The 21,701-nt window shown below is 43.6% G+C and carries 27 protein-coding genes; 7 read left to right on the forward strand and 20 right to left on the reverse strand.

The window, feature by feature from the left end; translation table 11 throughout:
• Positions 1–185: 185 nt before the first annotated feature.
• Positions 186–1,550, forward strand: a complete 1,365-nt coding sequence (gene brnQ / locus QNH36_RS19800) for a branched-chain amino acid transport system II carrier protein (RefSeq protein WP_144478832.1) — start codon at positions 186–188, stop codon at positions 1,548–1,550.
• 47 nt (positions 1,551–1,597) lie between these two features.
• Here brnQ and QNH36_RS19805 read toward each other — a convergent pair whose 3' ends face one another.
• Positions 1,598–1,720 carry a hypothetical protein gene (locus QNH36_RS19805; RefSeq protein ID WP_283904031.1) on the reverse strand — a complete coding sequence of 41 codons (123 nt, stop codon included), beginning with the start codon at positions 1,718–1,720 and terminating at the stop codon, positions 1,598–1,600.
• A 208-nt stretch (positions 1,721–1,928) separates the two neighbouring features.
• On the opposite strand from QNH36_RS19805, the gene QNH36_RS19810 reads away from it, so the two are divergent.
• Positions 1,929–2,459, forward strand: coding sequence for a DUF1259 domain-containing protein (locus QNH36_RS19810; RefSeq protein ID WP_313959730.1), 531 nt, complete (start codon positions 1,929–1,931; stop codon positions 2,457–2,459).
• Between the two features lie 184 nt (positions 2,460–2,643).
• Here the strand turns inward: QNH36_RS19810 and QNH36_RS19815 are convergent, their stop codons facing one another.
• The gene (locus QNH36_RS19815) at positions 2,644–2,982 is read right to left on the reverse strand and encodes a YmaF family protein (RefSeq protein ID WP_144478830.1); all 339 of its coding nucleotides are present in this window, start codon (positions 2,980–2,982) and stop codon (positions 2,644–2,646) included.
• A 35-nt stretch (positions 2,983–3,017) separates the two neighbouring features.
• Complete coding sequence (locus QNH36_RS19820; RefSeq protein WP_283904032.1) at positions 3,018–3,818, reverse strand: DUF2935 domain-containing protein; 801 nt, start codon at positions 3,816–3,818, stop codon at positions 3,018–3,020.
• 198 nt (positions 3,819–4,016) lie between these two features.
• Between QNH36_RS19820 and QNH36_RS19825 the strand changes: the two genes are divergently transcribed.
• A complete protein-coding gene (locus QNH36_RS19825; protein WP_251544333.1) occupies positions 4,017–4,190 on the forward strand; it encodes a hypothetical protein in 174 nt (57 codons plus the stop codon).
• Positions 4,191–4,285: 95 nt separating this feature from the next.
• Here the strand turns inward: QNH36_RS19825 and QNH36_RS19830 are convergent, their stop codons facing one another.
• Positions 4,286–4,546: a flagellar basal body L-ring protein FlgH gene (locus QNH36_RS19830; RefSeq protein ID WP_144478826.1), complete on the reverse strand. Its 261-nt coding sequence runs from the start codon at positions 4,544–4,546 to the stop codon at positions 4,286–4,288.
• A gap of 200 nt (positions 4,547–4,746) precedes the next feature.
• Here QNH36_RS19830 and QNH36_RS19835 point away from each other — a divergent pair, with 200 nt between their 5' ends.
• Entirely contained in the window at positions 4,747–5,739 is a 993-nt protein-coding gene (locus QNH36_RS19835) for an LLM class flavin-dependent oxidoreductase (RefSeq protein ID WP_283904033.1), read from the forward strand.
• Between the two features lie 31 nt (positions 5,740–5,770).
• Here QNH36_RS19835 and QNH36_RS19840 read toward each other — a convergent pair whose 3' ends face one another.
• Positions 5,771–5,893, reverse strand: coding sequence for a hypothetical protein (locus QNH36_RS19840; protein ID WP_260983619.1), 123 nt, complete (start codon positions 5,891–5,893; stop codon positions 5,771–5,773).
• 17 nt (positions 5,894–5,910) lie between these two features.
• Positions 5,911–6,039: a hypothetical protein gene (locus tag QNH36_RS19845; RefSeq protein WP_260983618.1), complete on the reverse strand. Its 129-nt coding sequence runs from the start codon at positions 6,037–6,039 to the stop codon at positions 5,911–5,913.
• Between the two features lie 151 nt (positions 6,040–6,190).
• Between QNH36_RS19845 and QNH36_RS19850 the strand changes: the two genes are divergently transcribed.
• Entirely contained in the window at positions 6,191–6,514 is a 324-nt protein-coding gene (locus QNH36_RS19850; protein WP_144478822.1) for a BC1872 family protein, read from the forward strand.
• A 49-nt stretch (positions 6,515–6,563) separates the two neighbouring features.
• On the opposite strand, the gene cydS is transcribed toward QNH36_RS19850, so the two are convergent.
• From cydS to QNH36_RS19865, 4 genes are all read right to left on the reverse strand, one after another.
• On the reverse strand, positions 6,564–6,662 hold the full coding sequence (gene cydS, locus QNH36_RS24005; protein ID WP_395883519.1) for a cytochrome bd oxidase small subunit CydS family protein: 99 nt from the start codon (positions 6,660–6,662) through the stop codon (positions 6,564–6,566).
• 11 nt (positions 6,663–6,673) lie between these two features.
• Positions 6,674–7,699, reverse strand: a complete 1,026-nt coding sequence (locus tag QNH36_RS19855; RefSeq protein WP_144478820.1) for a cytochrome d ubiquinol oxidase subunit II — start codon at positions 7,697–7,699, stop codon at positions 6,674–6,676.
• Entirely contained in the window at positions 7,696–9,042 is a 1,347-nt protein-coding gene (locus QNH36_RS19860; RefSeq protein WP_283904034.1) for a cytochrome ubiquinol oxidase subunit I, read from the reverse strand. Before QNH36_RS19860 ends, QNH36_RS19855 begins: the two co-directional genes overlap by 4 nt.
• A 349-nt stretch (positions 9,043–9,391) precedes the next feature.
• Entirely contained in the window at positions 9,392–10,051 is a 660-nt protein-coding gene (locus QNH36_RS19865) for a phosphatase PAP2 family protein (protein ID WP_144478816.1), read from the reverse strand.
• A 151-nt stretch (positions 10,052–10,202) separates the two neighbouring features.
• Here QNH36_RS19865 and QNH36_RS19870 point away from each other — a divergent pair, with 151 nt between their 5' ends.
• The gene (locus QNH36_RS19870; RefSeq protein WP_144478814.1) at positions 10,203–11,012 is read left to right on the forward strand and encodes a hypothetical protein; all 810 of its coding nucleotides are present in this window, start codon (positions 10,203–10,205) and stop codon (positions 11,010–11,012) included.
• Positions 11,013–11,149: 137 nt separating this feature from the next.
• Positions 11,150–11,530, forward strand: a complete 381-nt coding sequence (locus tag QNH36_RS19875) for an SET domain-containing protein (RefSeq protein ID WP_283904035.1) — start codon at positions 11,150–11,152, stop codon at positions 11,528–11,530.
• Positions 11,531–11,611: 81 nt separating this feature from the next.
• Here QNH36_RS19875 and QNH36_RS19880 read toward each other — a convergent pair whose 3' ends face one another.
• The 10 genes from QNH36_RS19880 to kynU all read right to left on the reverse strand — a co-directional run bounded on the left by QNH36_RS19880 (position 11,612) and on the right by kynU (position 21,696).
• Entirely contained in the window at positions 11,612–13,090 is a 1,479-nt protein-coding gene (locus QNH36_RS19880) for a PAS domain-containing sensor histidine kinase (RefSeq protein ID WP_349654849.1), read from the reverse strand.
• 232 nt (positions 13,091–13,322) lie between these two features.
• On the reverse strand, positions 13,323–14,729 hold the full coding sequence (gene hemY, locus QNH36_RS19885; protein WP_283904036.1) for a protoporphyrinogen oxidase: 1,407 nt from the start codon (positions 14,727–14,729) through the stop codon (positions 13,323–13,325).
• 488 nt (positions 14,730–15,217) lie between these two features.
• Positions 15,218–16,015: an ABC transporter permease subunit gene (locus QNH36_RS19890; RefSeq protein ID WP_283904037.1), complete on the reverse strand. Its 798-nt coding sequence runs from the start codon at positions 16,013–16,015 to the stop codon at positions 15,218–15,220.
• Positions 16,016–16,030: 15 nt separating this feature from the next.
• Positions 16,031–16,828, reverse strand: a complete 798-nt coding sequence (locus QNH36_RS19895) for an ABC transporter permease subunit (RefSeq protein WP_251544349.1) — start codon at positions 16,826–16,828, stop codon at positions 16,031–16,033.
• Positions 16,829–16,831: 3 nt separating this feature from the next.
• Positions 16,832–17,716: an ABC transporter ATP-binding protein gene (locus QNH36_RS19900; protein ID WP_283904038.1), complete on the reverse strand. Its 885-nt coding sequence runs from the start codon at positions 17,714–17,716 to the stop codon at positions 16,832–16,834.
• Positions 17,717–17,784: 68 nt separating this feature from the next.
• The gene (locus QNH36_RS19905; protein WP_283904039.1) at positions 17,785–18,009 is read right to left on the reverse strand and encodes a hypothetical protein; all 225 of its coding nucleotides are present in this window, start codon (positions 18,007–18,009) and stop codon (positions 17,785–17,787) included.
• Between the two features lie 58 nt (positions 18,010–18,067).
• Positions 18,068–18,697, reverse strand: a complete 630-nt coding sequence (locus QNH36_RS19910; protein ID WP_283904040.1) for a TetR/AcrR family transcriptional regulator — start codon at positions 18,695–18,697, stop codon at positions 18,068–18,070.
• Positions 18,698–18,836: 139 nt separating this feature from the next.
• Positions 18,837–19,463, reverse strand: coding sequence for an arylformamidase (kynB, locus tag QNH36_RS19915; RefSeq protein ID WP_251544355.1), 627 nt, complete (start codon positions 19,461–19,463; stop codon positions 18,837–18,839).
• Between the two features lie 97 nt (positions 19,464–19,560).
• Complete coding sequence (gene kynA, locus QNH36_RS19920; RefSeq protein WP_283904041.1) at positions 19,561–20,394, reverse strand: tryptophan 2,3-dioxygenase; 834 nt, start codon at positions 20,392–20,394, stop codon at positions 19,561–19,563.
• 15 nt (positions 20,395–20,409) lie between these two features.
• Positions 20,410–21,696: a kynureninase gene (gene kynU, locus QNH36_RS19925; protein WP_144478797.1), complete on the reverse strand. Its 1,287-nt coding sequence runs from the start codon at positions 21,694–21,696 to the stop codon at positions 20,410–20,412.
• Positions 21,697–21,701 lie beyond the last annotated feature (5 nt).

Consider the following 21,701-nt stretch of genomic DNA (forward strand, 5'->3'; position numbering starts at 1 on the left):
TTGTGAACTGTAAGTATATATAGTAATGTGTATTATTCTTCTTTTGGGTACAACGGAACACTCTATTGTGATAGATTGAACAATTCATTTCTCTCTATCTATTTCCTTCCCTTCTTCAATAGAAATACCTCCCTGCCAACTGAAGAAACCATGATTCACTACATCAAGAAGAGGAGGCAATTTAATTGCAGCAAAAAATCTCGTTTTCAACCTATGCACTCATTGGAACCATGCTATTCGGCATGTACTTTGGCGCAGGGAATTTAATTTTCCCGATTCAATTAGGCCAGCTTGCAGGCACAAACTTCTGGCCTGCGTTAATCGGTTTCCTGGTCACAGCCATAGGCCTTCCCTTTTTAGGTATATTGGCGATCGGACTTTCCGGCAGCACCGGATTGCGTGATTTGGCCAGCAGAGTGCACCCTGTTTTCGGCATTGCCTTTGCAACAGTTCTATACTTAACCATTGGACCATTTTTTGCGATTCCACGAACAGCCACTGTTCCATTCGTTGTTGGTTTTGAGCCTTATATTGCTCCAGGGCAGGCTGGTTTATGGCTGGGGATTTTCAGCTTCATCTTTTTCGCCATTGTTTATTTTTTCTCCCTCCATCCAGCAAAGGTCATGGATTACATCGGCAAATATTTGACTCCGGCGTTTCTCGTTTTTTTATTTCTTTTAATTGGATTTTCGATATTCAATCCTATGGGGAGTTATGGTGAACCTGCCGGTGCTTATGAGAAGCTTGCCTTCATGACAGGTTTTAAAGAAGGATATAATACAATGGATGCCCTGGCATCCCTGGCATTCGGGATTGTTGTCATCCACGCGATTAAAAGACAAGGTATTACTGGCAAAAAAGAAATCGCCAAAGCAACCATGAAATCAGGGATTTTCGCAATGTCACTGATGATGCTCATCTACGGGCTTATAACATTTATGGGAGCATCAAGCGTGACAGCCATCGGGACATTCGAAAATGGCGGCCAGATTTTTGCAGCAGTCGCACAGCACTATTTTGGCTCATTCGGTGCCGTCCTTCTTGCTACCATCATTGTGCTTGCTTGTTTAAAAACAAGCATAGGCCTGATCACAGCCTGCAGCGAGTTCTTCCATGACGTGTTTCCGAAGGTTTCATACAGAAGTTATGTATTTATTCTAAGCTTCGTTTCCTTTGCCATTGCAAACTTCGGCTTAAACAATATCATTCAATTCGCTGTACCGGTTTTAATGTTCCTGTATCCTTTAGCCATCATCCTGATCCTGTTAACCCTATTATCACCGCTATTCGGTAATAAACAGAGCGTTTACTCTGCTTCGATGGCGATGACATTTCTTGTAAGCTTTTTTGATGGATATAGTACATTAGCAGCAAATGTTCCCTATCTGAATGTTCCAGTTTTCAATTCGATCAAGACGTTATACATGGATTACCTTCCGTTATACGATATAGGTCTTGGGTGGATCATTCCAGCCTTCACTGGAGCAGCGGTTGGCTTCCTTTTACCTAAAACAGAATTAACTTCAGGAACATACCAAAAAGAACTGTAGAGATCCTCTGCAGTTCTTTTTTCTTTTGTTTCTGCAATACAGGCAAATTATTTATTATGTTTTTTCTGAGCCTTTAATGCTACCTTTTCTAATCCATTTCCTCTTTCCTCAGCAAATTCTACATCTGCTTTTGGCATTGCCTTATTATGTTTTTGTTTATTTTTCGTCATTTTTTCACCCCCTTTGTTTTCAATTTATATAAATCAAAGATGCTCTATCCTTCACCATTCACCCATTAGTTTGTGTTTCTTTTTCGAGGGTATGCTTTCTCTATATTTTTAGAAAGGCGAAAAGTGAGTTTGTCCTAATTAATCCATCCAGTCATGTCCATTTCCTTCGAATATACTGCTTTTGATAAGATGAAAGGAGTTGGACAGATTGGAAAGAAGAGAATTTGACAGCATGGGAAATCAAACCTTCTTCCGGTTTTCGAAAAATCATCATAAACAAAAGGACGTGCTGGAAGATGAATTTGAATCAAGTTCCCATATGCATGAACGTGGAACAGTCAGAGGCATTAGCGCAAGAAAATGCGAGGAGCTTGCAGATATTATCGGAGGAGATGTTATTACAACTACCCCAGCCTGTGTTGTACAGCGCTTAAGAAACATAAAAGCTACGATCCTGGGGCGTCGCACCCGGTCCCCGCTTGCTCTTCCATTTGCACTATCATTTGAAAACAACAAAGGCGGCAAAACTCTGAATCTAGGTGAAACTGTCATCCTGCAGGAAGAAATTAATCCTTTCCTTACAGAATTACGGAAAAGAGGAATCAAGGTAACAGCCGTACACAATCACTGGCTATTTGAAGAACCGCGTTTAATGTATATGCATTGGGAAAATGTCGGAGATCCGTTCGAATTTGCATGTGACAGCATCGAAGCGGCAAAAGATGCTGGATTATTTTAAATATCATTTTAAGCTGTGGGTCCTTGCCGGCAGCTTTTTTTTCGGTTCGGCTCATTATAGAGCATCGGATCTTCTGCACAAGTATATTTTCCATTGTAAGTAAGTCATCTGGAAAATAACCTGACAACAAACAAAAAATCGCCAACCTCTCAAGGCCGGCGGTTCTTTTGAAGGTCGCTCTTTTTTATTTATCACCGGGTGCTGGCTGATCAATACCTTTTACCCGGTGGCGGTGTCCATCGTTTTCAGTAGTGTAGAAATCGTAATAATGGACGTGCATTCCATTTCCGACTGGAATTGCTGGTCCGGAATAAGCCTGATAATGGTGGGTATGCCCGTTTTCAAAGACCACATATCCTTCAGTGTAGTGGACATGGTTGTGATCCTCTGTCATGATGGGCGGTGAAGTTACATCCAGGCATTGATGAACATGTCCTGCACCCATAGAAGTGTAATCGACTGAACCATGATTATGATGTGGTACAAAACCTTTTACAAAATCATCTTTCCCTATCTTCGCCATACCCTCACCCTCACTCTTGATAACTCAAATATACGTTACCCTTTTATGGTCTGTGCGTTTAGGCTAGCTTCAAAATGATCGATGATTTCCAAAAACCGTTCCGCTTCCCTGAATGTATGGTCAGCTAACAGCGGATGAATATTGCTTTTGATTCTGCAGGCTTCAATTAATTCTCTAGCTGTTTTCTTAAAATCTCTTAATGAAGCAACCGAAACCCTGTTTTGATCCAGGAATTGATCAAGCATTGGCACTGTTTCCGATTGAGGTCTCATCGAATCCAAATCCACAGCCTGGAACACCAATTGGTCAAAGTCATGACTGAATTCCCTAGCCTGCTCAACCAGCTTCCTTTCTGAAGGATCTAAGAGATGCCCGATAAATTTTGCATGGTCTGCCATAATTCTTAGGAAGAAAACATTTTCAGCGATTATGGCCTCTGGCTCTGGAACTAATTTCCCTTCATTTAACTCCTTCAAACGATTAGCAAAATACGCTGCTTCTCTGCTTACGTGATCAATTAGCAAAGGGAAATTATTATGTCTTATTTCACAGCGCAGAGTGAGTCCTAATACTTTTCTTTTGTAACTCCAAATTGAGGCGGCAGCTTGATAAACCTCATTGTTAAAAGCTTGGATTTGACGAATATCCGTGTTAGCGCTAAATCGTGCCAGTTTTTCCTCAATCCGCTCAAATATCACAATAAACTGTTGTGCTTCAGCAATTAATTGTTTTTGCTCATACGTAAACCCCAGACTTAAAAACAGCGTGTGCTCCTTCATGATTCTGGACCAAAATCTAATTTCGTCCAGTGATCTAAGAACAATCGGATTAGCCATGAACACCCTCCTCATCACACTATACATACATCTTAAAATATATGTATCTATTTCTTGTCCCAAAACATTATTATGTTTTTTTCTATGCCTAAAGTGATTTCCACATAGGTGACTCTGTTGAGTGAGATGTTCCAGTCCAGCTTACTGACTGGGTATGTTTTTCTGCCGAGAATATTTCGGAGGAGGAGGGTTTTTATTGTGAAAAAGAAACTCTTTTATGGAATTCCTTTGGCGCTGACAATTTTTATCGGTGGATGTTCCTCTGAGACGGACCAGGAAAATGAACCGCCAGTTGAGGATACTGAAAATGATGTTAAGGATGAAGATTTCAAATTGAATCAAGAAGAATCTGATGGTGATGAAAAGCAATAAAGGAAAAATGCTGCCTCTTCCATAGAGACAGCATTTTTTCTGTACCAATTCCCTCTATAATATAATCAATAAAAAACCTTAGAACCTCTGGTGTCCTAAGGTTGTTCATTCTCATTATCTTCAACAGACTTTTCAACCTTGTCTTTTTCATCGTCCGTTAAATTCTCATCATCCTCGGTTGTACCATCGGTTGGTTCACCAGGATCCTCTGTCATTCCATCAGGTGCTGGTGGTGCTTGTTCATCCTGTTCCATTACCGGATCGTCTTCTGGCGGCGGCTCTTCTGTGGCTCCGCAGCCTGCCAGCAAGATGCCTGCCCCTAACGTAAACGAAAGCATCAAGTTTCGCTTCATCATGTTGTCACTCCTTTCTGTAACAGGTTACTTTACTTATAGCCCAACTGGAAAATCATAAACATTCCCCCCCTGCCTTAAAGTTTTGGATGACTATGTGTTTTTCCAGGTTAAAGGACCTTTACGTGTGGATGCTAGTTTGGGCGGATTGCTTGAGGGAATAATGGGTAAAATGAAGCAGCTTGCAACTGGAGGGTTAATTAGTGAAGTTAAGTGTACTTGATCAATCCGTCATCAGCGTGGGGGATTCGGCCGCACAGGCTTTTCGCAAAACAGTTGAGCTGGCCCAAATCACAGAAGATCTTGGGTACACCAGGTTCTGGGTTGCTGAGCATCATAACACCAACGGCATTGCCGGTTCCTCTCCTGAAATATTGATATCCCACATAGCATCGATGACCAAAAGAATCAGAATTGGTTCAGGCGGAGTCCTGCTCCCTCAATACAGCCCTTTTAAAGTGGCAGAGAACTTCAAGGTTTTAGAGGCTCTGTTCCCAAACAGGATAGATGCTGGATTAGGCCGTTCTCCTGGCGGGTCAGCCACCACGAGGCTTGCGTTGACAGATGGACTTCGGAAAAGTTTAAATGAGTTTCCCAGACAAATTAGTGACCTAAAAGGATTCTTACAGAATGAATTGCCAGGTGACCATCCCTTTCATAGCGTTAAAGCCTATCCTGACAAAACAGCTTTCCCTGAATTATGGTTATTGGGAATCACTCATCGCGGAGCCAGACTTGCAGCAGAACAGGGAACAGCATTTACATACGGCCATTTCATAACACCCGCCAACGGAAAAAGAGCATTGGAACAATATTTCCGGGAGTTCCAGCCTTCTCCATTCCTGAAAAAACCCAAAGCAAATGTGTGTATTTTTGTTGTATGTGCTGAAACCCAGGAAAAGGCTGATGAACTGGCTTTGAGTCAGGACTTATGGCTTTTGCGGGTAGAAAAGGGGATGGATACAAGGATTCCATCATTGGAAGAAGCAAAGAATACAACGCTAACGGCGGAGGATCGGAACAGGATCGTGGAAAACCGAAAAAGAATGATCATCGGAACGCCGGAAAAAGTGAAGAGTGAGCTCTTGAGGCTGAGTGATGATTATGGGACTGAGGAGTTTATGATCATCAATAATCTGCACAGCTTCCAGGATAAAGTTAAGACATACACAATGCTTGCGGAAGCCCTACTCTAAAGTAATGCAGGAAGGGGAAACCCCCTTCCTTTTATTGTTCCTTCAAATCTTTTTTGGTCATCTCGCTTCGCACATTGATGTCTTTGGAGATATTTCTTTCTTTATTGTTTGGGTATTTATTTTTGCGTTCGCGGTTATCGTTTCGATTTGTCATGATGATCCTCCTCCATTTTACTTTTTGCGGTTCTTTCCTGAATTGATGTCATTGTCATTGCCAAGCTCGCCATTCGTACGGCCTTTCTCTTTGGCAATTTTTCCGCCCAGTCTTACATTCTGCTGGCTGATTTCTTTTCCACTCATGTTTTGTCACCCCCACTTTTTAAGATGCTCAAAATCCTCAAATAAAACTTCCTATTTCGTATCTTTGTTATTGCCTAAAATCCCTGTTATGTAATATAATTCAATTAAAATAATCTGTTATATAACAATATTCAGAAAGAGAGGAAGAAACATGACAAAAACGGATGCAATTGCGCGAAGGATTTTAGGCTGGAAGCTGAACAGATGGGACCGCTGGTTTGATTATGAAAAAGGTGTTTTCATCAATGACTCTGAATTCCAGCCAGAGCAGAATCTTCTGCATGCAATGCTGATTGTCGAAAGACTGGAGAAGCTGGGCTATGCCTTTTCATCAAATGGGGGTTCAGAGGCTGCTTTCAATCAATTCAGAGGGACGGGTGAAAACCTGCCTGAAGCGATTACAAATGCTGCCTATGCCATCATTGAAAATGACTCGGTCGTGGCGAGCGCAACACTGTGGCGGAAATTATCATAATAAATAAAACTGAGCTGCCTCCTTTGATGGACGGCAGCTCTTTTTTCAATCACTCCACTTTTTCATCCTTACCTGCCAGCCAGAATGCAGCGGCAATTGAGGCAATGATGATAATGAAGGGAGCGTAGAACATTGTGAATTCAGCCATTTTCCACCCTCCTATGCATGGTCATCCCGTTTACCCTGAACATAATCTTTATTGAACAGAAACAGCCTCAGCAATAAATACAGTGAAGGGAGCAGCAAACCAAGCCCCGCTATAAAGGCAATAATGAGAGCGATTGCCATCGCTTCATTTGTGAAGCTGTCATAAAGCTTGAGAAAAGGATAAAGCAGATAGGGATAATGCGAAATGCCATAAGCAAAAAATGCAATCAGGAATTGACCTGTTAACAACCCGAATGCGACTCCATATGATTTGCGTTTTCCAAGCAAGTAAACAGTTCCCGCAAACAAGATGAAGGAAATTGCAAACAGCCACCATAAATCAACGAGCCGGGTGTAATGCTCCGGATTGTGGTCCTTAAGTTCGACGATGATTCCTGTTGCGCTCACAATGGCCGGCACCGACCAAATTAAAGCATATTTCCGAAGCAGCTCTGTGGCCGGTTCATCCTGAGCTTTATGGGCGTACCATGTTAAAAATACAGCTGAAATATAGAGTACCGCTGCCAGACTGAGGACAACGATGCTCCATGTCAGCGGACTGGTAAACAGCGCCCAGTAATCCAGATTAATACCCGAAGCCGTTTCTGTGACAAAGCCGCCCTCTGAAATCGTCAGCACAATCGACAGTGAGGCCGGGATGAACAAACCTGATAATCCGTATAAATACGAATATCTTTTGTGCTTCAAACCGCCATAAGTCGTAAAAGCATAATAGGATCCCCGAATCGCCAGCAGGACGATTGCGATACTGGCAGGAACAAGCAGGATGGTTCCGTAGTAATACGCCGTTTTAGGAAAGAATCCGACCATTCCGACAAAGAAAAACACCAGGAATACATTTGTCACTTCCCATACCGGCGACAAATACCGCTGGATGATCCGGGTCAGGATATGCTGCTTTCCCCGGAAAAGGCTGTATGCATTGAAGAATCCTGCCCCGAAATCGATGGAAGCGACGATGACATAGCCAAAAAGAAACAGCCATAGAACAGTAATCCCAATTATCTCAAGTGTCATCGCAACTCACCTTCCTTTTCAGCTTCCCTGTCTGCCAGTTCTTGTTCAACAGGATTCTTCCGGAACATCCTTGTTAAAACCACGATGCTTCCTACGGCAAGCACCAAGTATAAACCGGCGAACATCAGCAGCATCATATCGACCTGTCCGCTTGTCGTCGCTGCTTCGTCAACCTTCATGATTCCCCTCAGGATCCACGGCTGCCTCCCAACCTCGGCGAACCACCAGCCCAGCTCGATCGCAAGCATCGATAACGGGCCTCCAAGGACAATGAGCCATCGATACCACCTGGTCCGGATAAAACTCCATTTCATCCAGACACCGACAACATACATAAGTGAGAGCACCGTCATCCATATGCCGATCGTAACCATCCCATCGAATAGATAGTGGATGTAAAGCGGCGGGGTTTCGTCCTCAGGAAACTCATTTAGACCAATCACTTCCGCATTCGGATTACTGTGTGCCAAAATACTAAGCGCATATGGAATCTTAAGAGCGTATTTAATCTCGCCATCATCGAGAACGCCATAGAGCATTAACGGTGCACCTTCATGGGTCTCAAAATGCCATTCCGCGGCTGCCAGCTTTTCTGGCTGGTACTCGGCTAAATATTTCCCGGAAAAGTCACCAATCACCGCTGCGGCAATCGAAAAAATCAAACCGATTTTCATTGTCAAAAATACTGCTTTTTTATGATAGATATGATCCGATCCCTTAAGCAGCCTGTAAGCCCCGATGGAAGCAAGGAGAAATGCCGAAGTCATATACGCAGTGGCAAGCACATGGGCCACCTTTGTCGGCATGGCTGGATTGAACATCGCCAGGATCGGATTGATATTGACCAGCTGACCATCAACAAGATCAAAGCCTTGCGGGGCATTCATAAAGGCATTCACGATGGTGATGAATACAGCCGAAAAAGATGCTCCAATCGCAACTGGAATAAGAAGCAGCAAGTGTTTCTTCTGATTCTCAAACCTGTCCCATGTATATAGATAAATGCCCAGGAAAATCGCTTCAAAGAAAAACGCAAATGTTTCCATAAAAAGCGGCAGGGCAATGACATTACCCGCAAGTTCCATAAAGTTCGGCCATAGCAACGATAGCTGCAATCCAATCGCCGTCCCGGTCACAACGCCAACCGCAACCGTAATCACAAAGCCGCGCGTCCACCTCCTGGCCAGCAAAATATAATGTTCATCCTGCTTCTTGATTCCCAGCCACTGAGCAATCATGATCATCAACGGAATCCCGACGCCAATGGTGGCATAAATAATGTGGAAAGATAAAGTAAGCTCAGTCAACACTCGGCTGAAAAAAACAGATTCTTCATTTCCCATCCTTCAATCCCCCTTTTCTATCCGGCAATTATACGGCCGATAAAGGACAGTCCCATAATCGCCGCTACAATAAACGCTACCCACATCAGCACTCGTTCTTGCTTTTTATACATATGGTAATTGTCACCCCGCTCGCTAAGTTTGTTCATTTAATCACATAACTCAGAAAAATAAGTCCCTTCCACCTATTTATACAGGATAGATGTGAGAAAAATATGATATGTAGTCTCCTTCATTCCTTATTCCCCTTAGCCCAATAGTTAAAACGATTGGACCTGCCATATATCGTTAGGAAAATAATAATCTGGTTAGACTGGGACTTTTTAACGGCCTGTTCTTAACAGCGGGCTCAAGCTGACGGCTCTTTCCTGCGCTGTACGTAAAATTGCCGATCCTTATATCGCTGAAAAAGCCAAATCACTGCAGCAACCCAGAGGCTGCTGGCAAGGAACCCCCCGACAATGTCACTAGGATAGTGGACGCCAAGATAAACCCTGCTCACTCCAATCGAGAGAATCATGAAGCTGCTTGCAAGAATCACAGCCATTCTGCCAATACGGCCTTGGACATGGCGCCACAGCAGGAAGGCCATGATACTATAAAAAGAGAATGCATTCATAGCATGCCCGCTCGGAAAACTGTACCCGCCAATCTCAATCAACCTGTGAAAATCCGGGCGTGCCCGTTGGAAAAATAATTTCAGCAATCTGTTCAGGATTGGTGTGCAAAAGACCACTGCCAGGAAAACGAGTACTTCAAGCCTGAATCTTAATACATAGAACATCAAAATAAAAAGGAGGATTGTCAGAACAGCAATAAACCGGATGGTTCCGATATAAGTAAAAAACTTCATGATGCTAGTTAGCCAGGGGGATTCCAGTCCCTGGATGAATGAGATGACATGGCGATCAAAGGCCATTAGATAATCAGCTCTAACAAGAAAAGAGAGCAAAATAAATAGGAATAATGAACCGAAAAACGCTATGGATAACTGCAAATTAAACTTCATGTCCTTGTTCCTCCTGTTTCCTTCCATGTTCTGCATCCTTTACTATTCCCCTTATTCAGATTTTCAAAAGACAAATAGACAGAACGACAAGGGGGGAAACTTTTTTTCTTCTTGCGGGGAAGGTAAAATAGACTTGAAAGGAAGTGGGCGAATGGCAAATTCAGTTACAGGTTCTAAACAATCGCATTTAACGCAGTATATCCCGCCTAAAGGAATGTATGAGACGTTTGAAAATGAAGCTCATTATCTTGAGAAGGTCAAGGAATGGGGATTAAGCACAAAGAAAGAATTTTGGTACAAAGACAGATTCCAGCATTGTCTTGTTACGATAAAAGGTTATGAAGTTTTCGGTGAAACAACTGAATACAATACGCTTGTCGTTGAATTTCCAGATGGCAGGCTGACATGCATCCATCCTGCATATTTGAAGGAAATGCAATCCTCCAATTTCGGCAAGGAAATTATTGAACAGACCGGGGACGAGCCTAAAACGAAATCGGAGAGTATGGAAAATCCTGAACTGGCAGCAGCAGAAACAACAGCTCCACCAGCGGAGGCTAAAACGGAAAAAACAGCGAAAGCTTCGGCAGATAAGCCTGCTAAAACAAAAAAAGAAAAGGCCCCTAAATTGGTGCTCCCAGAAGATAAAGTCCATTTTACCGCGAAAGTGAAGCAGTTCGCGTTGAGCTGGAATCACTTCAATGAGGACAATGATGAAGTCATTGTGTTCGAAGACGTCCGAATCGACCAGGAAGAACTAATCGAGGTTGGCCTTGCATGGGGCTCACACAGCAAAACACTGAAAAAACTCGAACTGGAGCCCGGACAGGAGCTTGAATTCAACGGCAAGATCGTCAAGAAGAGCCTTCCCAAAGGAAAGGACGTGGAAGACGAGTCGATGCTTCTTGATGTTTCGGTAGGATACAAGATCAATAATCCTTCAAAAATCATTAAAAAATAGCTTTACTATTCAGAATGGACGGAATGGGTTTTATCACCTGTTTGCGCGGGACAGGGAAAAATTAGTTTGCAATTATGGCAAATAACCGTCATGCTTTAAAGAACAGATTTAAAAGTCATAAAACACAGGTGAAAAAAATGATTGAAATAAAGAATTCTGAAATAAGCGATGGTGAGTTCAATAGAGGCGTATTCGCCAAGAGATATATAGCAAAGGGTGAACTGATACACGAAGCCCCTGTTCTCTCCTATCCGAACGACCAGCATGTACACATCGAGAAAACAGCATTAGCCGATTATGCCTTTGAATACGGGATCAATCATTCAGCCATTCTGTTGGGCTACGGCATGCTTTTCAACCACTCCTATGAGCCTAACGCAATCTATGAAATCAATTTTGACAATCATACTTTTGATTTCTATGCGTATCGTGACATCAAAGCCGGCGAAGAGATTGTCATCAACTATAATGGCGAAGTCGATAACAACGACCCACTCTGGTTCAATGAAGAGAAATAAGAAAAGCTCAAAGTGATTTAATACTGTCTTATCTCGTAAGAAAAGCGGCTCCCATTAGGAAGCCGCTTCTTTTAAAAAAGACTAAGTGATGTCGTCTTCTAAACATTCAAGTTCAACAATGACATTCGTCCCCTGGCCTATTTCACTTACAATTTTCATGGTTCCATCATGCTCCTGAATGATTTTATTGCTCACCGTCAGTCCAAGTCCGATGCCTTTGTCCTTCGTCGTATAAAACGGAGATCCAAGATAACGAAGGCGGTCAGGCTCGATTCCTGTTCCCTCATCCGAAATGCTGATAAGCACTTTTCCCTTCACCTTCTTTTGCAGGTCGATCACGACATTCCCGCCATTTGGCATGGATTCAATCGCATTTTTCATAAAGTTCAAAAATACTTGTTTCAGCTGATGTGGATTGCAGGAAAGCATGATTCTTTCATCTGGATAAGTAGGGATGATTTGGACATTGTGCATCATCCCCTGCGGATGGATGATATTGATCGTGCTGTCCAAAATCGATTTCAAATCTTCTTTAACATATTGGATTGCCTGCGGTTTAGCTAGTGACATAAACTCATTTACAATCATATCAATCCTGTCCAGCTCGTTCATGATAATTGCCAGGTAACCTTCCTGCTTCTCCTTATCAAGACATGTCTGCAGCAATTTTGAAAACCCCTTCAACGCTGTCAGCGGATTGCGGATTTCATGAGCCACACCCGCTGCCAGTTGACCGGTGACAGACAGCCTGTCCAAATTTCGGATGGAGGCATCATGCTTGACCCGGTCTGTTATATTCCGGCCGACACTGACAAAGGAGTCTATCTCCTTTTTTTCATTATAGATTGGCGAGAAGCTATATTCTGTATAAACGGATTCCAGGTCACAAGTGATGAACTTCTTCCGTAAAATCTGCGGTTCTCCAGTTTCGAGTATCTCCTTAAGCTTAAGATCCAGAACAGCATCTTCCTCTGGTGTCAAAAATTCACCCAGACTTTTGCCTACAATTTGCTCTGGTTTCAAGCTGATCACTTTTTCATGGGAGGGTGAAGCATACAGAATCAATTTATCTTTATTAATCACCAGAATCATGTCAGTCGTATTCTCGGTGATCAGCTCGTACAGTTCCCGTGTTCGGTGTAATTCATTCTCCATACTTACCAATTTAGTAATATCTCGGTAAATCGCGATGATGGCAATAATCTCGCCCTGCTTATTACGGAAGGGGGAGTAAGAGACGGCAATATCGAGTAATGATCCATCTTTATGGAATCGCTTCGTTATCATATTGGTAAATGCTTTTCCGTTTTTGACTTCGGAAATGATCTCTTGTACAACCTCCGGATTCGAAAACTCATGAAAGGTCCTGCCTATCAAATCTTCTTCTGTATAACCGAAAATCTCTGTGTACATATGATTGATCCTCAAAAAACGGTTCTCCATATCTACAATTGCAAACCCGTCAGCCGTACAATCCAGGAATAAACTTAGTAGTTCATCCGGATTATAGATAGTTGTATCATCCTGACCAAATATCGGAAAATTGTTACGAATAGAGATCTCTCCAAACCTATTATCCTTATAACTCTATTTTACAGAAAGTTATGATTTTTCAAAAGGAGTATTTAATCTTCTTTTTTAGAGCAAGGCTCTGTTAAACAAGGCTGTTGATTTTCGTTCCAGGCGCTTCGCTTTCCGCTACAATCAACAGGTGTAAAAATAGCATTAGCTTTAACAGACCGTTAAAAATAAAGAAGCCGCTATCCCTTATAAGGAGCGGCTTGAATTCCATTCATTTGAGATATTCTAACACTTTTGCCACAGCAGCTTCTGCCTGGTCAATACATCCCGGAATCCCGACACCCTCAAAAGAACCACCTGCAAGGCAGATGCCTGGAAGCTCTTTTTCAAGCTCCGATTTTACCTTTGCGATTCTCTCGAGATGACCCACAGTATATTGCGGCATTGCTTTACTCCATCTGGTCACAACAGTGAATTCCGGCTTTGCGGTAATGTTCATCGTTTTATTCAAATCTCTTAAAACCAATTCGATGATTTCGTCATCTGATAGATTAACAGCTTCCTGGTCATCCGGCTTCCCGACATAGCAGCGGAGGAGCGCCATATCGTCAGGCGATGTGCCGGGCCATTTTTTATGTGTCCATGTACATGCTGTGATCCGGAAATCACTGTTTCTCGAGACCAGGAATCCTGTTCCGTCGATATCTTTTTCGATCGCCGATTTCGGGAATGCCATCGCTACATTTGCCACAGAATTGGCAGGCATGTGTTTGAACGGTTCCATGAATGGATATTCTGACAGCATGTGCTGGGCGTGGAAATGATCTGTCGCAATCACTACACTGTCTGCTGTTTCCAATTCTCCAGATTCGAGATGGACTTTATAGACCTTGCCTGTCTTCTCAACCTTTTTAACAGCTCTTTCCTTCAAGACTGATCCTTCGTCTAGACGCTTTTCAACCTGATGGACCAATTCCTCCAAACCTGTTGACAATGAAATGAACATCCCTTTTTTAGAACCAGGCTTCTTGGCTGTTTTCGGAGGCTTAGGCATCGATTTATTCAAGCCGATCACCAGGCTTCGATGCTTCTGTTCGATTTCATAAAAATTTGGGAACAAAGCCATCAGGCTGAGTTCATCTATATCGCCTGCGTAAATCCCCGATAATAAAGGATCAATCAGGTTATCAACAACCTCATCACCAAGCCGGCGGCGGAAAAAAGCACCTAATGACTGATCCGCCTTTGGTGCATCTTTTGGCAAAATAAAGTCCCCTGCTGCACGCAATTTGCCCAGTGATGAAAATAACCCTGACAACGCAAACGGGGTGACTTTTGTAGGAATCCCCATGAAAGATCCCTCGGGCATGGTATGAAGCCTGCCCCTTGCGTAAATATAGGACCTCCCCGCCGTGTTCGAGATGATTTTGTCCTGGAGACCTACTTCCTCTATCAGTCTCATGGCACTCTTTTTTCGCGCTATGATGGAATCCGGCCCTCTTTCAATGATGAAGCCGTCACGCTTCTCGGTACGGATGACACCGCCAAGACGTCCGCTCGCCTCAATCAATTTCACTTCGATCGGCAGCTGCTTTACCTTTGCCTCCTTTTGGAGATAATACGCAGTCGCCAGCCCAGTGATCCCTCCGCCTATGATGATAACCTTCCTTTGGTCCATATCGCTCACCTGTTCTTTTTGTTTTGATTATCTTATAGTTTTACCCTGTAAGTATGTGAACTTTTTAACATAACAAAAGTATAGCACCAGAAATAGTTTTGATTCTTCTAATGTTATCCTGCACTATGTGAACTTTTTAACATAACAAAAGTATAGCACCAGAAATAGACTCGTTGATGGAAGTTTTTTTACTAAAATGTGAACTTAAGTCCATGAAAAGGTGATTATGGAGGCGGGATTAACAGATTTCCGTCAAATGTACATCTGTTTTGCGTAAGAAAAACGGAATTAAGCTGGCGTTTTGAACAATCATGCACTGTTGACTGACCTGATTTCATTTTTTTTGGCGAATTTTTGATTATTTCGACCACATTTCGAAATATATCAGCGGATTTTCAATTTTATCGACCACTTTTTGAATTATTTCGACCACATTCCCAAATATATCGACCACATCACCTTTTAAAAAAATCCCGGTTTCCCGGGATCTACACATTCATATCTCTTTTTCGGTAAAACAAGTAAGTCACCAATGTGAGCACTAACAATATCAGCGCTGACAATCCCAAGTAGATCGGTTCAAACCCGCCATCCTCCAGCACAAGCTTCGCATCATAATATTTGAATGGAGTCACGAATTTCAGTCCATCTAGCTTCTCATTCAAGTCAATTACAATCGACAGGATGAACAGGAAAAGCAAGATTCCCGTTGCCAGCGATGTGGCTTTTTTGGCATTCTTTAAAACAGCGGCGATAGCAGTCCCGATGACGAGGAAAATCAACTGAAGAATGAAAATCCCGATCATCAGCATCGCAATCTCCCCAGTGACGTCCTCTCCTTCCGCATATTTCCCGACCATGCTGATAGAGGAAGCAAGGGTGACAAGATTGAAAATCAAAATATTGACCATCGCAGCGGATAGCTTTGCTGATATCATCCATGTCCTTGAGACCGGCTTGACGAGCAGGAACTCTACGGTTTTGTCTCTCTCTTCCTTGGCGATGATATTCGAGCCGAGCATCGCTGCATGGATGGATGCCATTACGGCCAGGTAAAGAAACAGGACTCCAAAATACCCGATCGGTGTCGACAAATCAAGCGAACCAGTACCCATTATTGCCTGCAGCGATTTTGGCATATCGGCCATCAGCGTATTCATCGACTGCCCTGTCCCCTCGAGGCTTGAGTATTTTGCCATGCCCGAGGCGACCATAAAGACAACTCCGATACACCAGATGATTAACGCTTTCCGGCTTGCTTTCAATTCTCTTTTAAAAAGATTCACGATTTTCCCTCCTCCCTAAACGGAATGGACGTCCTTTTTCGAGTATAAATAATAGCTGGCAACGATTGCGGCAATGATAAAAATGGCAGCGGTTATCAGAAAAGAAGTTTCATAGCCCTCATGCTGCGTGGTATAAGCTGCGTCAAAATAATTGAACGGCGTCAAATAACGCAATGCCTCATCCTCTGTTGTCGAACTGATCATCCCTAGCATGAAAAAGCCGAAAACCGTTCCGAGTGAAACTGAGATCACCGATTTAATCCTCGGAAACATCGCGGCAACAACGATTCCCAGCGCCATGAACATCAGCTGGAGAAAGAATAGGGAAATGGCAATCAGGAATAAAGCCTCCTTGTTAAAAGCGTCCTCCGAGACAATGGATGCCATCACAAATATCGCTGTGATAAACATGATATTGGTAATGACAAGGGAAACGAATGCAGCCAGCAGTTTAGATGTGACGACCTGCCCCCTGGTCACCGGCTTTGTCAACAGAAAGTCCGCCGTCTTTTCGCGTGTTTCCTTCGATAAAATCGAGGTTCCCAGATTCATAGCCTGAATGGCGCCCGCAAGCTTCAGGTAAAGGAACGCATACGAGAAGAACCCGATCAATGTTGCAATGCTGTCCACTGACAATCCAATTGCTTTCCTCAACTCTACTGGAAATCCCTCAAGCAGTTTTTTGAACTCTTCTGCATCCTTTGAAAAGGAAGGGAACATCGATAAAAACAATACCACCAGCGCCACCAGGGACAAGGTCCAGATGACAGTCGATTTCCGGCAGGCCTTCAGTTCATGAAGGAACATATTCATGTTCTATTCCTCCTTTTCATAATAGTGCATGAAGATCTCTTCAAGGTCAGGCTCCTCCACCCAGAGATTCGCAATCTCAATTTCAGCAATTTTTTTCATAATGGAATTGACATTTCCCCTGAATAAAAAGCTGATGATAGGGCCGTCCTGCTGCAGCTGGTTCACACCTTCGATATTGAAAAGCTCTTTATTAATCGCGGCGTTTGATTCTATTTTGAATTTCTTGTACGTATTCTCTTTTAGCGTGCTGATTTTCTCGACCGTGACAATCCGGCCGTCCTTGATGATGGCCACCCTGTCACACAGCCTCTGCACCTCGCTGAGAATATGGGAAGAAAACAGGATCGTCGCGCCTTTCTTATTTTCTTTTTCAAGAAGGTCGAAAAACTTCTGCTGCATGAGCGGATCGAGGCCGCTTGTCGGTTCATCGAGGATGATCAGCTTCGGTTCATGAAGCAGCCCCTGCACGATGCCGACCTTCTTTTTGTTCCCAAGCGAAAGATCATCGATTTTCTTGGTCAGGTCCAGCTCCATGATCTCGGCAAGCTCCTTGATCCGCCCTGTACAATTCTTTTTGTAAAAACTTGCAGAGTACTTGAGCAGATCCATGACCTTCATATTGTCATAATAAAATACTTCAGAAGGAAGGTAGCCAATATCCTTCTTAATTTCAGGTGCGGCTGTAATGATGTCCTTGCCAAAAATCGTTGCGCTGCCGCTTGTCGGATAGATCAGTGACAGCAATGTCCGGATTGTCGTCGATTTTCCCGCACCATTCGGGCCGATGAAACCGAAAATCTCCCCTTCTTCCACATTAAAGCTTACATTCTCAATCCCCCTGGATTTGCCGTACATTTTCGTCAGATTCTTAATCTCAATCACGTTCATGCCAGACCCTCCCTCTATTTCTCTGTTCCAATATTGCACTTGCTGGACTGTTTTTTCGAATTTCTTGATCAGTTGCAGCGTTTTCCTCCGGACGCACACCTTTTTTTGGTAAATCTATTTATATTTACGATTAAGTCTTTTTTATTTACGGTTGGACTGTTTTTATTTACGGTTAAGCATTTTTTATTTACGGTTGGGCTATTTTTATTTACGGTTGGGCTATTTTTATTTACGGTTAAGCTGTCTTTATTTTCGGTTGGGCTGTTTTTATCTACGGTTAAGCTAATTATCATTACGCTTGATCCGCCTATAATCCCAGATGCACTGTTCTACTCGGCATTCGATATTTCGCTACTCGCTTCTATAAAAGGCCTTCTTCATCATATCGATATACACTTCTGCTTCTTGGAATGCTTCATCGAAATCATCAATTCCTTTGTTCAGCCTTTTGGCTTTTTCGAGTTCCTGGTTACTGAAGCCCTGGAGTGTCCACATGATGATGTTGATTGTTCTGTGGATGTCCGTCCCTTCACGGAACTGGGAAAGGTCGATATTTTCGAATAGTTTGCTATAGCTGTCGTGCATCAGTTCTGTGGTGGTGTTATTCAGGCTCTCTTTTACATCTACCGAGGATTCCAATGAGGCAGACATCATAAAGTCGAATATCTCCGGATGCCTGGCTATCAGCCTGTTTTTAAGGATCATCAGGTCCTTCAGCCGCTCAAAGATATCTCGTTGGGCAAAGTTCAGTTCCTGAAAGAATTCCTCCGACAAAACATCTGCAAAGTGGTCGTAAAGGAACAAGTAAAGCTCTTTTTTATTTTTAAAATAGTGAAACAAGAGTCCTTTTGAAATACCTGCTGATTTAACGATCTCATTCGTAGAAGCGTTCTCGTATCCCTTTTGGGCAAATTCCTTGAGAGCAGCGTTCAGGATTCGTTCCTGTTTTTCGGGGTTCAAACTTAACAATTTCGAAGTCATCTTGCCCTCCTTAATGTTAATTGACCGCAGTGGTCAATATCATTGTATTCCTCATTGACCACTGCGGTCAATGATAATCATAGTAAATTTCTCGACATAAACAAACAAAGAGACCGCCAAATTGGCAGTCTCTTTATTTTTATTTCATTTTCCGGATTACAGCTCTGACCGGGCTGCCGTCTGCCTGATCCAACGGCAGCGGCAGGGCGGCGAGCTCATATTCCCCAGGTTCAATCCGGTCCAGCACCAGGCCTTCAAGGATATGGATTCCATGATTGTTCAATTCATGATGCGCACTGAGTTCCTTGCTGTCCAGTGGGTCGACGGATGGCAGATCGAGCCCAAGTAATTTTACTCCATGCTCAGCCAGGTAAGCAGCCAATTCCGGCTCAATATACGGAATCGATTCCGGGAATGCCGTTTTATCCTGCCATGCATCGGTACGGATCAGCAGGCGCTGGACTCCCTTTAAATCCACCTCTTCAAGCTCTTTAAGCCCGATACTGGCTGGCTTAGCCACATGGATTACAAGCGCAGGTCCAATATAGAGATTGAAGTCTAAATCAATTACCTTTTTTCCATCGCTTTCGAAATGAAAAGGGGCATCGATATGTGTGCCGGTATGGGTGCTCATCGTCACCTGTCCAACATTCACCGAACCACTCTCTTCCATTCCCCAGCTCACTTTATATTCAAATGGCGTGTCGCCAGGCCAGACAGGAATTTTATCGTTTAAAACCTGTGAAATATCAATCCAGTCTCCCATACATTTTCCTTCTTTCAAATATAGATTTCCCCTCACACTCCAGATCCTCTTCCGTTCTCAATTTACCAAGCGAAAGGGTGTCTTCCTCCTTTTCTTGCTATAGTTTTGTCCTCAAGCTCCACAGCTCAGGGAAAAACCGATGGTCGACGACCTTTTTCAAATAGGATACACCGGCGGATCCACCAGTTCCAGCTTTGTGGCCGATAATCCGTTCGACTGTGCTCATATGGTTGAAACGCCAGAGCTGCTGCTTGCTGCCGATATCGACAAGCTTTTCTGCAAGCTCATAAAGATCCCAGTACTGGTCGACATTGCGGTAAACCGTCAGCCACGCTTCCTCGACGCTTGCATTTGGTTCGTACGGCTGCGACCAGTCACGGTTCAGCGCGGCGTCATCGATCTGAAGTCCGCGCATTGACAATGCCTGGATGGCGGCATCATAAATCGAGCGTTCGTGCAGTGCATCCTCCATGGTTTTGTGCAGTTCCGCATCATGCTTATAGACGGATAAAACATGTGCCTGCTTCTGCCCAAGAGCGAATTCAATCAGCCGGTTTTGATAGGATTGGAATCCGGATGAATGCCCAAGCTTGTCACGAAACTCCATATATTCTGCCGGAGTCAGCGTCGACAGCACACTCCATGATTGAATCAGCTGTTCCTGAATCCGCGACACCCTAGACAGCATCTTGAAAGACGGCTCCAGATCATTTTTTCGGATGCAGTCAATCGCCGCGTTCACTTCATGTAAAATCAGCTTCATCCACAGCTCACTTGCCTGATGGATAACGATGAAGAGCATTTCATCGTGGTGATCCGACAAACGCTGCTGACTGGATAAGATTTTATCCAATTGCAGGTAGCTCCCATAGGACAACTCTTTTGAAAAATCAGTATGGATTTCGTGTGGAGTTTTCTGTTCTTCCTTCATTTCCCGGCTTCCCCCTTAGGCTACGACTCCGCGCTCATTGCTGAATTTCTCGTACAATTTATGATCCATAATTTCTTTTAAGATTTGGACGGCATTCCAGACGTCACTATAAGAAGTATATAATGCCACAGGTGCGAGGCGGACAATGTTCGGAGCGCGGAAATCGGGTATGATTCCTTTTTCCTTCAAAGCTTTGCAAATCCTGGCAGCTTCTTTGTGCTCCAGGCTGACGTGGCCACCTCTTTTGAAATCCTCTGCTGGACTGCCAATATTAAAACCTTCGTCGCCCAGCTCATGCTGAATCAAATCCATAAGATATTGATTGATCTTTAATGATTTTTCACGAACATTCTCGATGCCAGCCTCGGCGAACATTTCAAGTGAACCAAGTAAAGGTGCCAGGCTCAATACATGTGGCGTCCCAATCTGGTAGGCGCCCGCATTCTCAGCAGGAGTCAGGACATGTTCCATATCAAATTGTTTGTCCTTCCTCGAACCGAACCAGCCAGCAAGTCCCGGCTTTGTTCCAAAATGCTTCGAATTCACAAAAAGACCGGCAACTGCCCCGGGACCTCCATTCAGATGCTTATAATTGCACCAGTAGGCAAAGTCAACTCCCCAATCCGAGAATGAATGCGGAATGGCACCGATGGAATGGCAGCCATCGAAACCGATCAGGATACCTCGTTCATGTGCAGCTCTCGTCAATCTTTCCATATCCAGGATTTGACCACTTCGGTATAAAACCGTCGGCAGAACAACAAGCGCAATATCCTCCGTCATCGCCTCAATGATATCGTCCTCATCGAGGAATCTTCCATCCCTGCTTTTCACTCTGATTAAATGTGTATCCGGATCAAAGCCATGGATCCTGAGCTGGCTTTGCAGCGCATAGATATCAGAAGGGAAATTCAATTCGTCAGCGAGGATCTTCGTTCTTTTACCCTCAGGTTTATAAAAAGTAGCAACCAGCTGATGCAAATTGATCGTTGTGGATCCGCTTACAATTACCTCTTCTGCTGAAGCACCGACAAGCGGAGCCGTCAATTCTCCTAGTTTTTCAGATAAATAGAACCACGGATGCTTACCATCCATCCAGCCATCAATCCCAAGCTCGCGCCAGTCAGCCAATGATTCCAGCAAAGTTTGTTCAGCCCGCTTTGATAAAAGCCCAAGCGAATTCCCGTCAAGGTAAATCGAACCTGGCTTCAGGTAAAACTCATCTCGAAAACGAGCTAGTAAATCACCGCTGTCAAGCTGTGCAGCAAATTGTGCACCAGGTTCAAAAGCATAAGATCTCATCGTCA

This window comes from Mesobacillus sp. AQ2 (assembly GCF_030122805.1).
GTDB lineage: Bacteria > Bacillota > Bacilli > Bacillales > Cytobacillaceae > Mesobacillus > Mesobacillus oceanisediminis_A.

What these genes read in the sequence shown, in the direction of transcription:
- QNH36_RS19805 (WP_283904031.1), bottom strand. Translation starts at nt 1,720, where the DNA reads ATGACGAAAAATAAACAAAAACATAATAAGGCAATGCCAAAAGCAGAT.
- QNH36_RS19815 (WP_144478830.1), bottom strand. Translation starts at nt 2,982, where the DNA reads ATGGCGAAGATAGGGAAAGATGATTTTGTAAAAGGTTTTGTACCACAT.
- QNH36_RS19820 (WP_283904032.1), bottom strand. Translation starts at nt 3,818, where the DNA reads ATGGCTAATCCGATTGTTCTTAGATCACTGGACGAAATTAGATTTTGG.
- QNH36_RS19830 (WP_144478826.1), bottom strand. Translation starts at nt 4,546, where the DNA reads ATGATGAAGCGAAACTTGATGCTTTCGTTTACGTTAGGGGCAGGCATC.
- QNH36_RS19840 (WP_260983619.1), bottom strand. Translation starts at nt 5,893, where the DNA reads ATGACAAATCGAAACGATAACCGCGAACGCAAAAATAAATACCCAAAC.
- QNH36_RS19845 (WP_260983618.1), bottom strand. Translation starts at nt 6,039, where the DNA reads ATGAGTGGAAAAGAAATCAGCCAGCAGAATGTAAGACTGGGCGGAAAA.
- QNH36_RS19850 (WP_144478822.1), top strand. Translation starts at nt 6,191, where the DNA reads ATGACAAAAACGGATGCAATTGCGCGAAGGATTTTAGGCTGGAAGCTG.
- cydS (WP_395883519.1), bottom strand. Translation starts at nt 6,662, where the DNA reads ATGGCTGAATTCACAATGTTCTACGCTCCCTTCATTATCATCATTGCC.
- QNH36_RS19855 (WP_144478820.1), bottom strand. Translation starts at nt 7,699, where the DNA reads ATGACACTTGAGATAATTGGGATTACTGTTCTATGGCTGTTTCTTTTT.
- QNH36_RS19860 (WP_283904034.1), bottom strand. Translation starts at nt 9,042, where the DNA reads ATGGGAAATGAAGAATCTGTTTTTTTCAGCCGAGTGTTGACTGAGCTT.
- QNH36_RS19865 (WP_144478816.1), bottom strand. Translation starts at nt 10,051, where the DNA reads ATGAAGTTTAATTTGCAGTTATCCATAGCGTTTTTCGGTTCATTATTC.
- QNH36_RS19870 (WP_144478814.1), top strand. Translation starts at nt 10,203, where the DNA reads ATGGCAAATTCAGTTACAGGTTCTAAACAATCGCATTTAACGCAGTAT.
- QNH36_RS19875 (WP_283904035.1), top strand. Translation starts at nt 11,150, where the DNA reads ATGATTGAAATAAAGAATTCTGAAATAAGCGATGGTGAGTTCAATAGA.
- hemY (WP_283904036.1), bottom strand. Translation starts at nt 14,729, where the DNA reads ATGGACCAAAGGAAGGTTATCATCATAGGCGGAGGGATCACTGGGCTG.
- QNH36_RS19895 (WP_251544349.1), bottom strand. Translation starts at nt 16,828, where the DNA reads ATGAATATGTTCCTTCATGAACTGAAGGCCTGCCGGAAATCGACTGTC.
- QNH36_RS19900 (WP_283904038.1), bottom strand. Translation starts at nt 17,716, where the DNA reads ATGAACGTGATTGAGATTAAGAATCTGACGAAAATGTACGGCAAATCC.
- QNH36_RS19905 (WP_283904039.1), bottom strand. Translation starts at nt 18,009, where the DNA reads ATGATAATTAGCTTAACCGTAGATAAAAACAGCCCAACCGAAAATAAA.
- QNH36_RS19910 (WP_283904040.1), bottom strand. Translation starts at nt 18,697, where the DNA reads ATGACTTCGAAATTGTTAAGTTTGAACCCCGAAAAACAGGAACGAATC.
- kynB (WP_251544355.1), bottom strand. Translation starts at nt 19,463, where the DNA reads ATGGGAGACTGGATTGATATTTCACAGGTTTTAAACGATAAAATTCCT.
- kynA (WP_283904041.1), bottom strand. Translation starts at nt 20,394, where the DNA reads ATGAAGGAAGAACAGAAAACTCCACACGAAATCCATACTGATTTTTCA.
- kynU (WP_144478797.1), bottom strand. Translation starts at nt 21,696, where the DNA reads ATGAGATCTTATGCTTTTGAACCTGGTGCACAATTTGCTGCACAGCTT.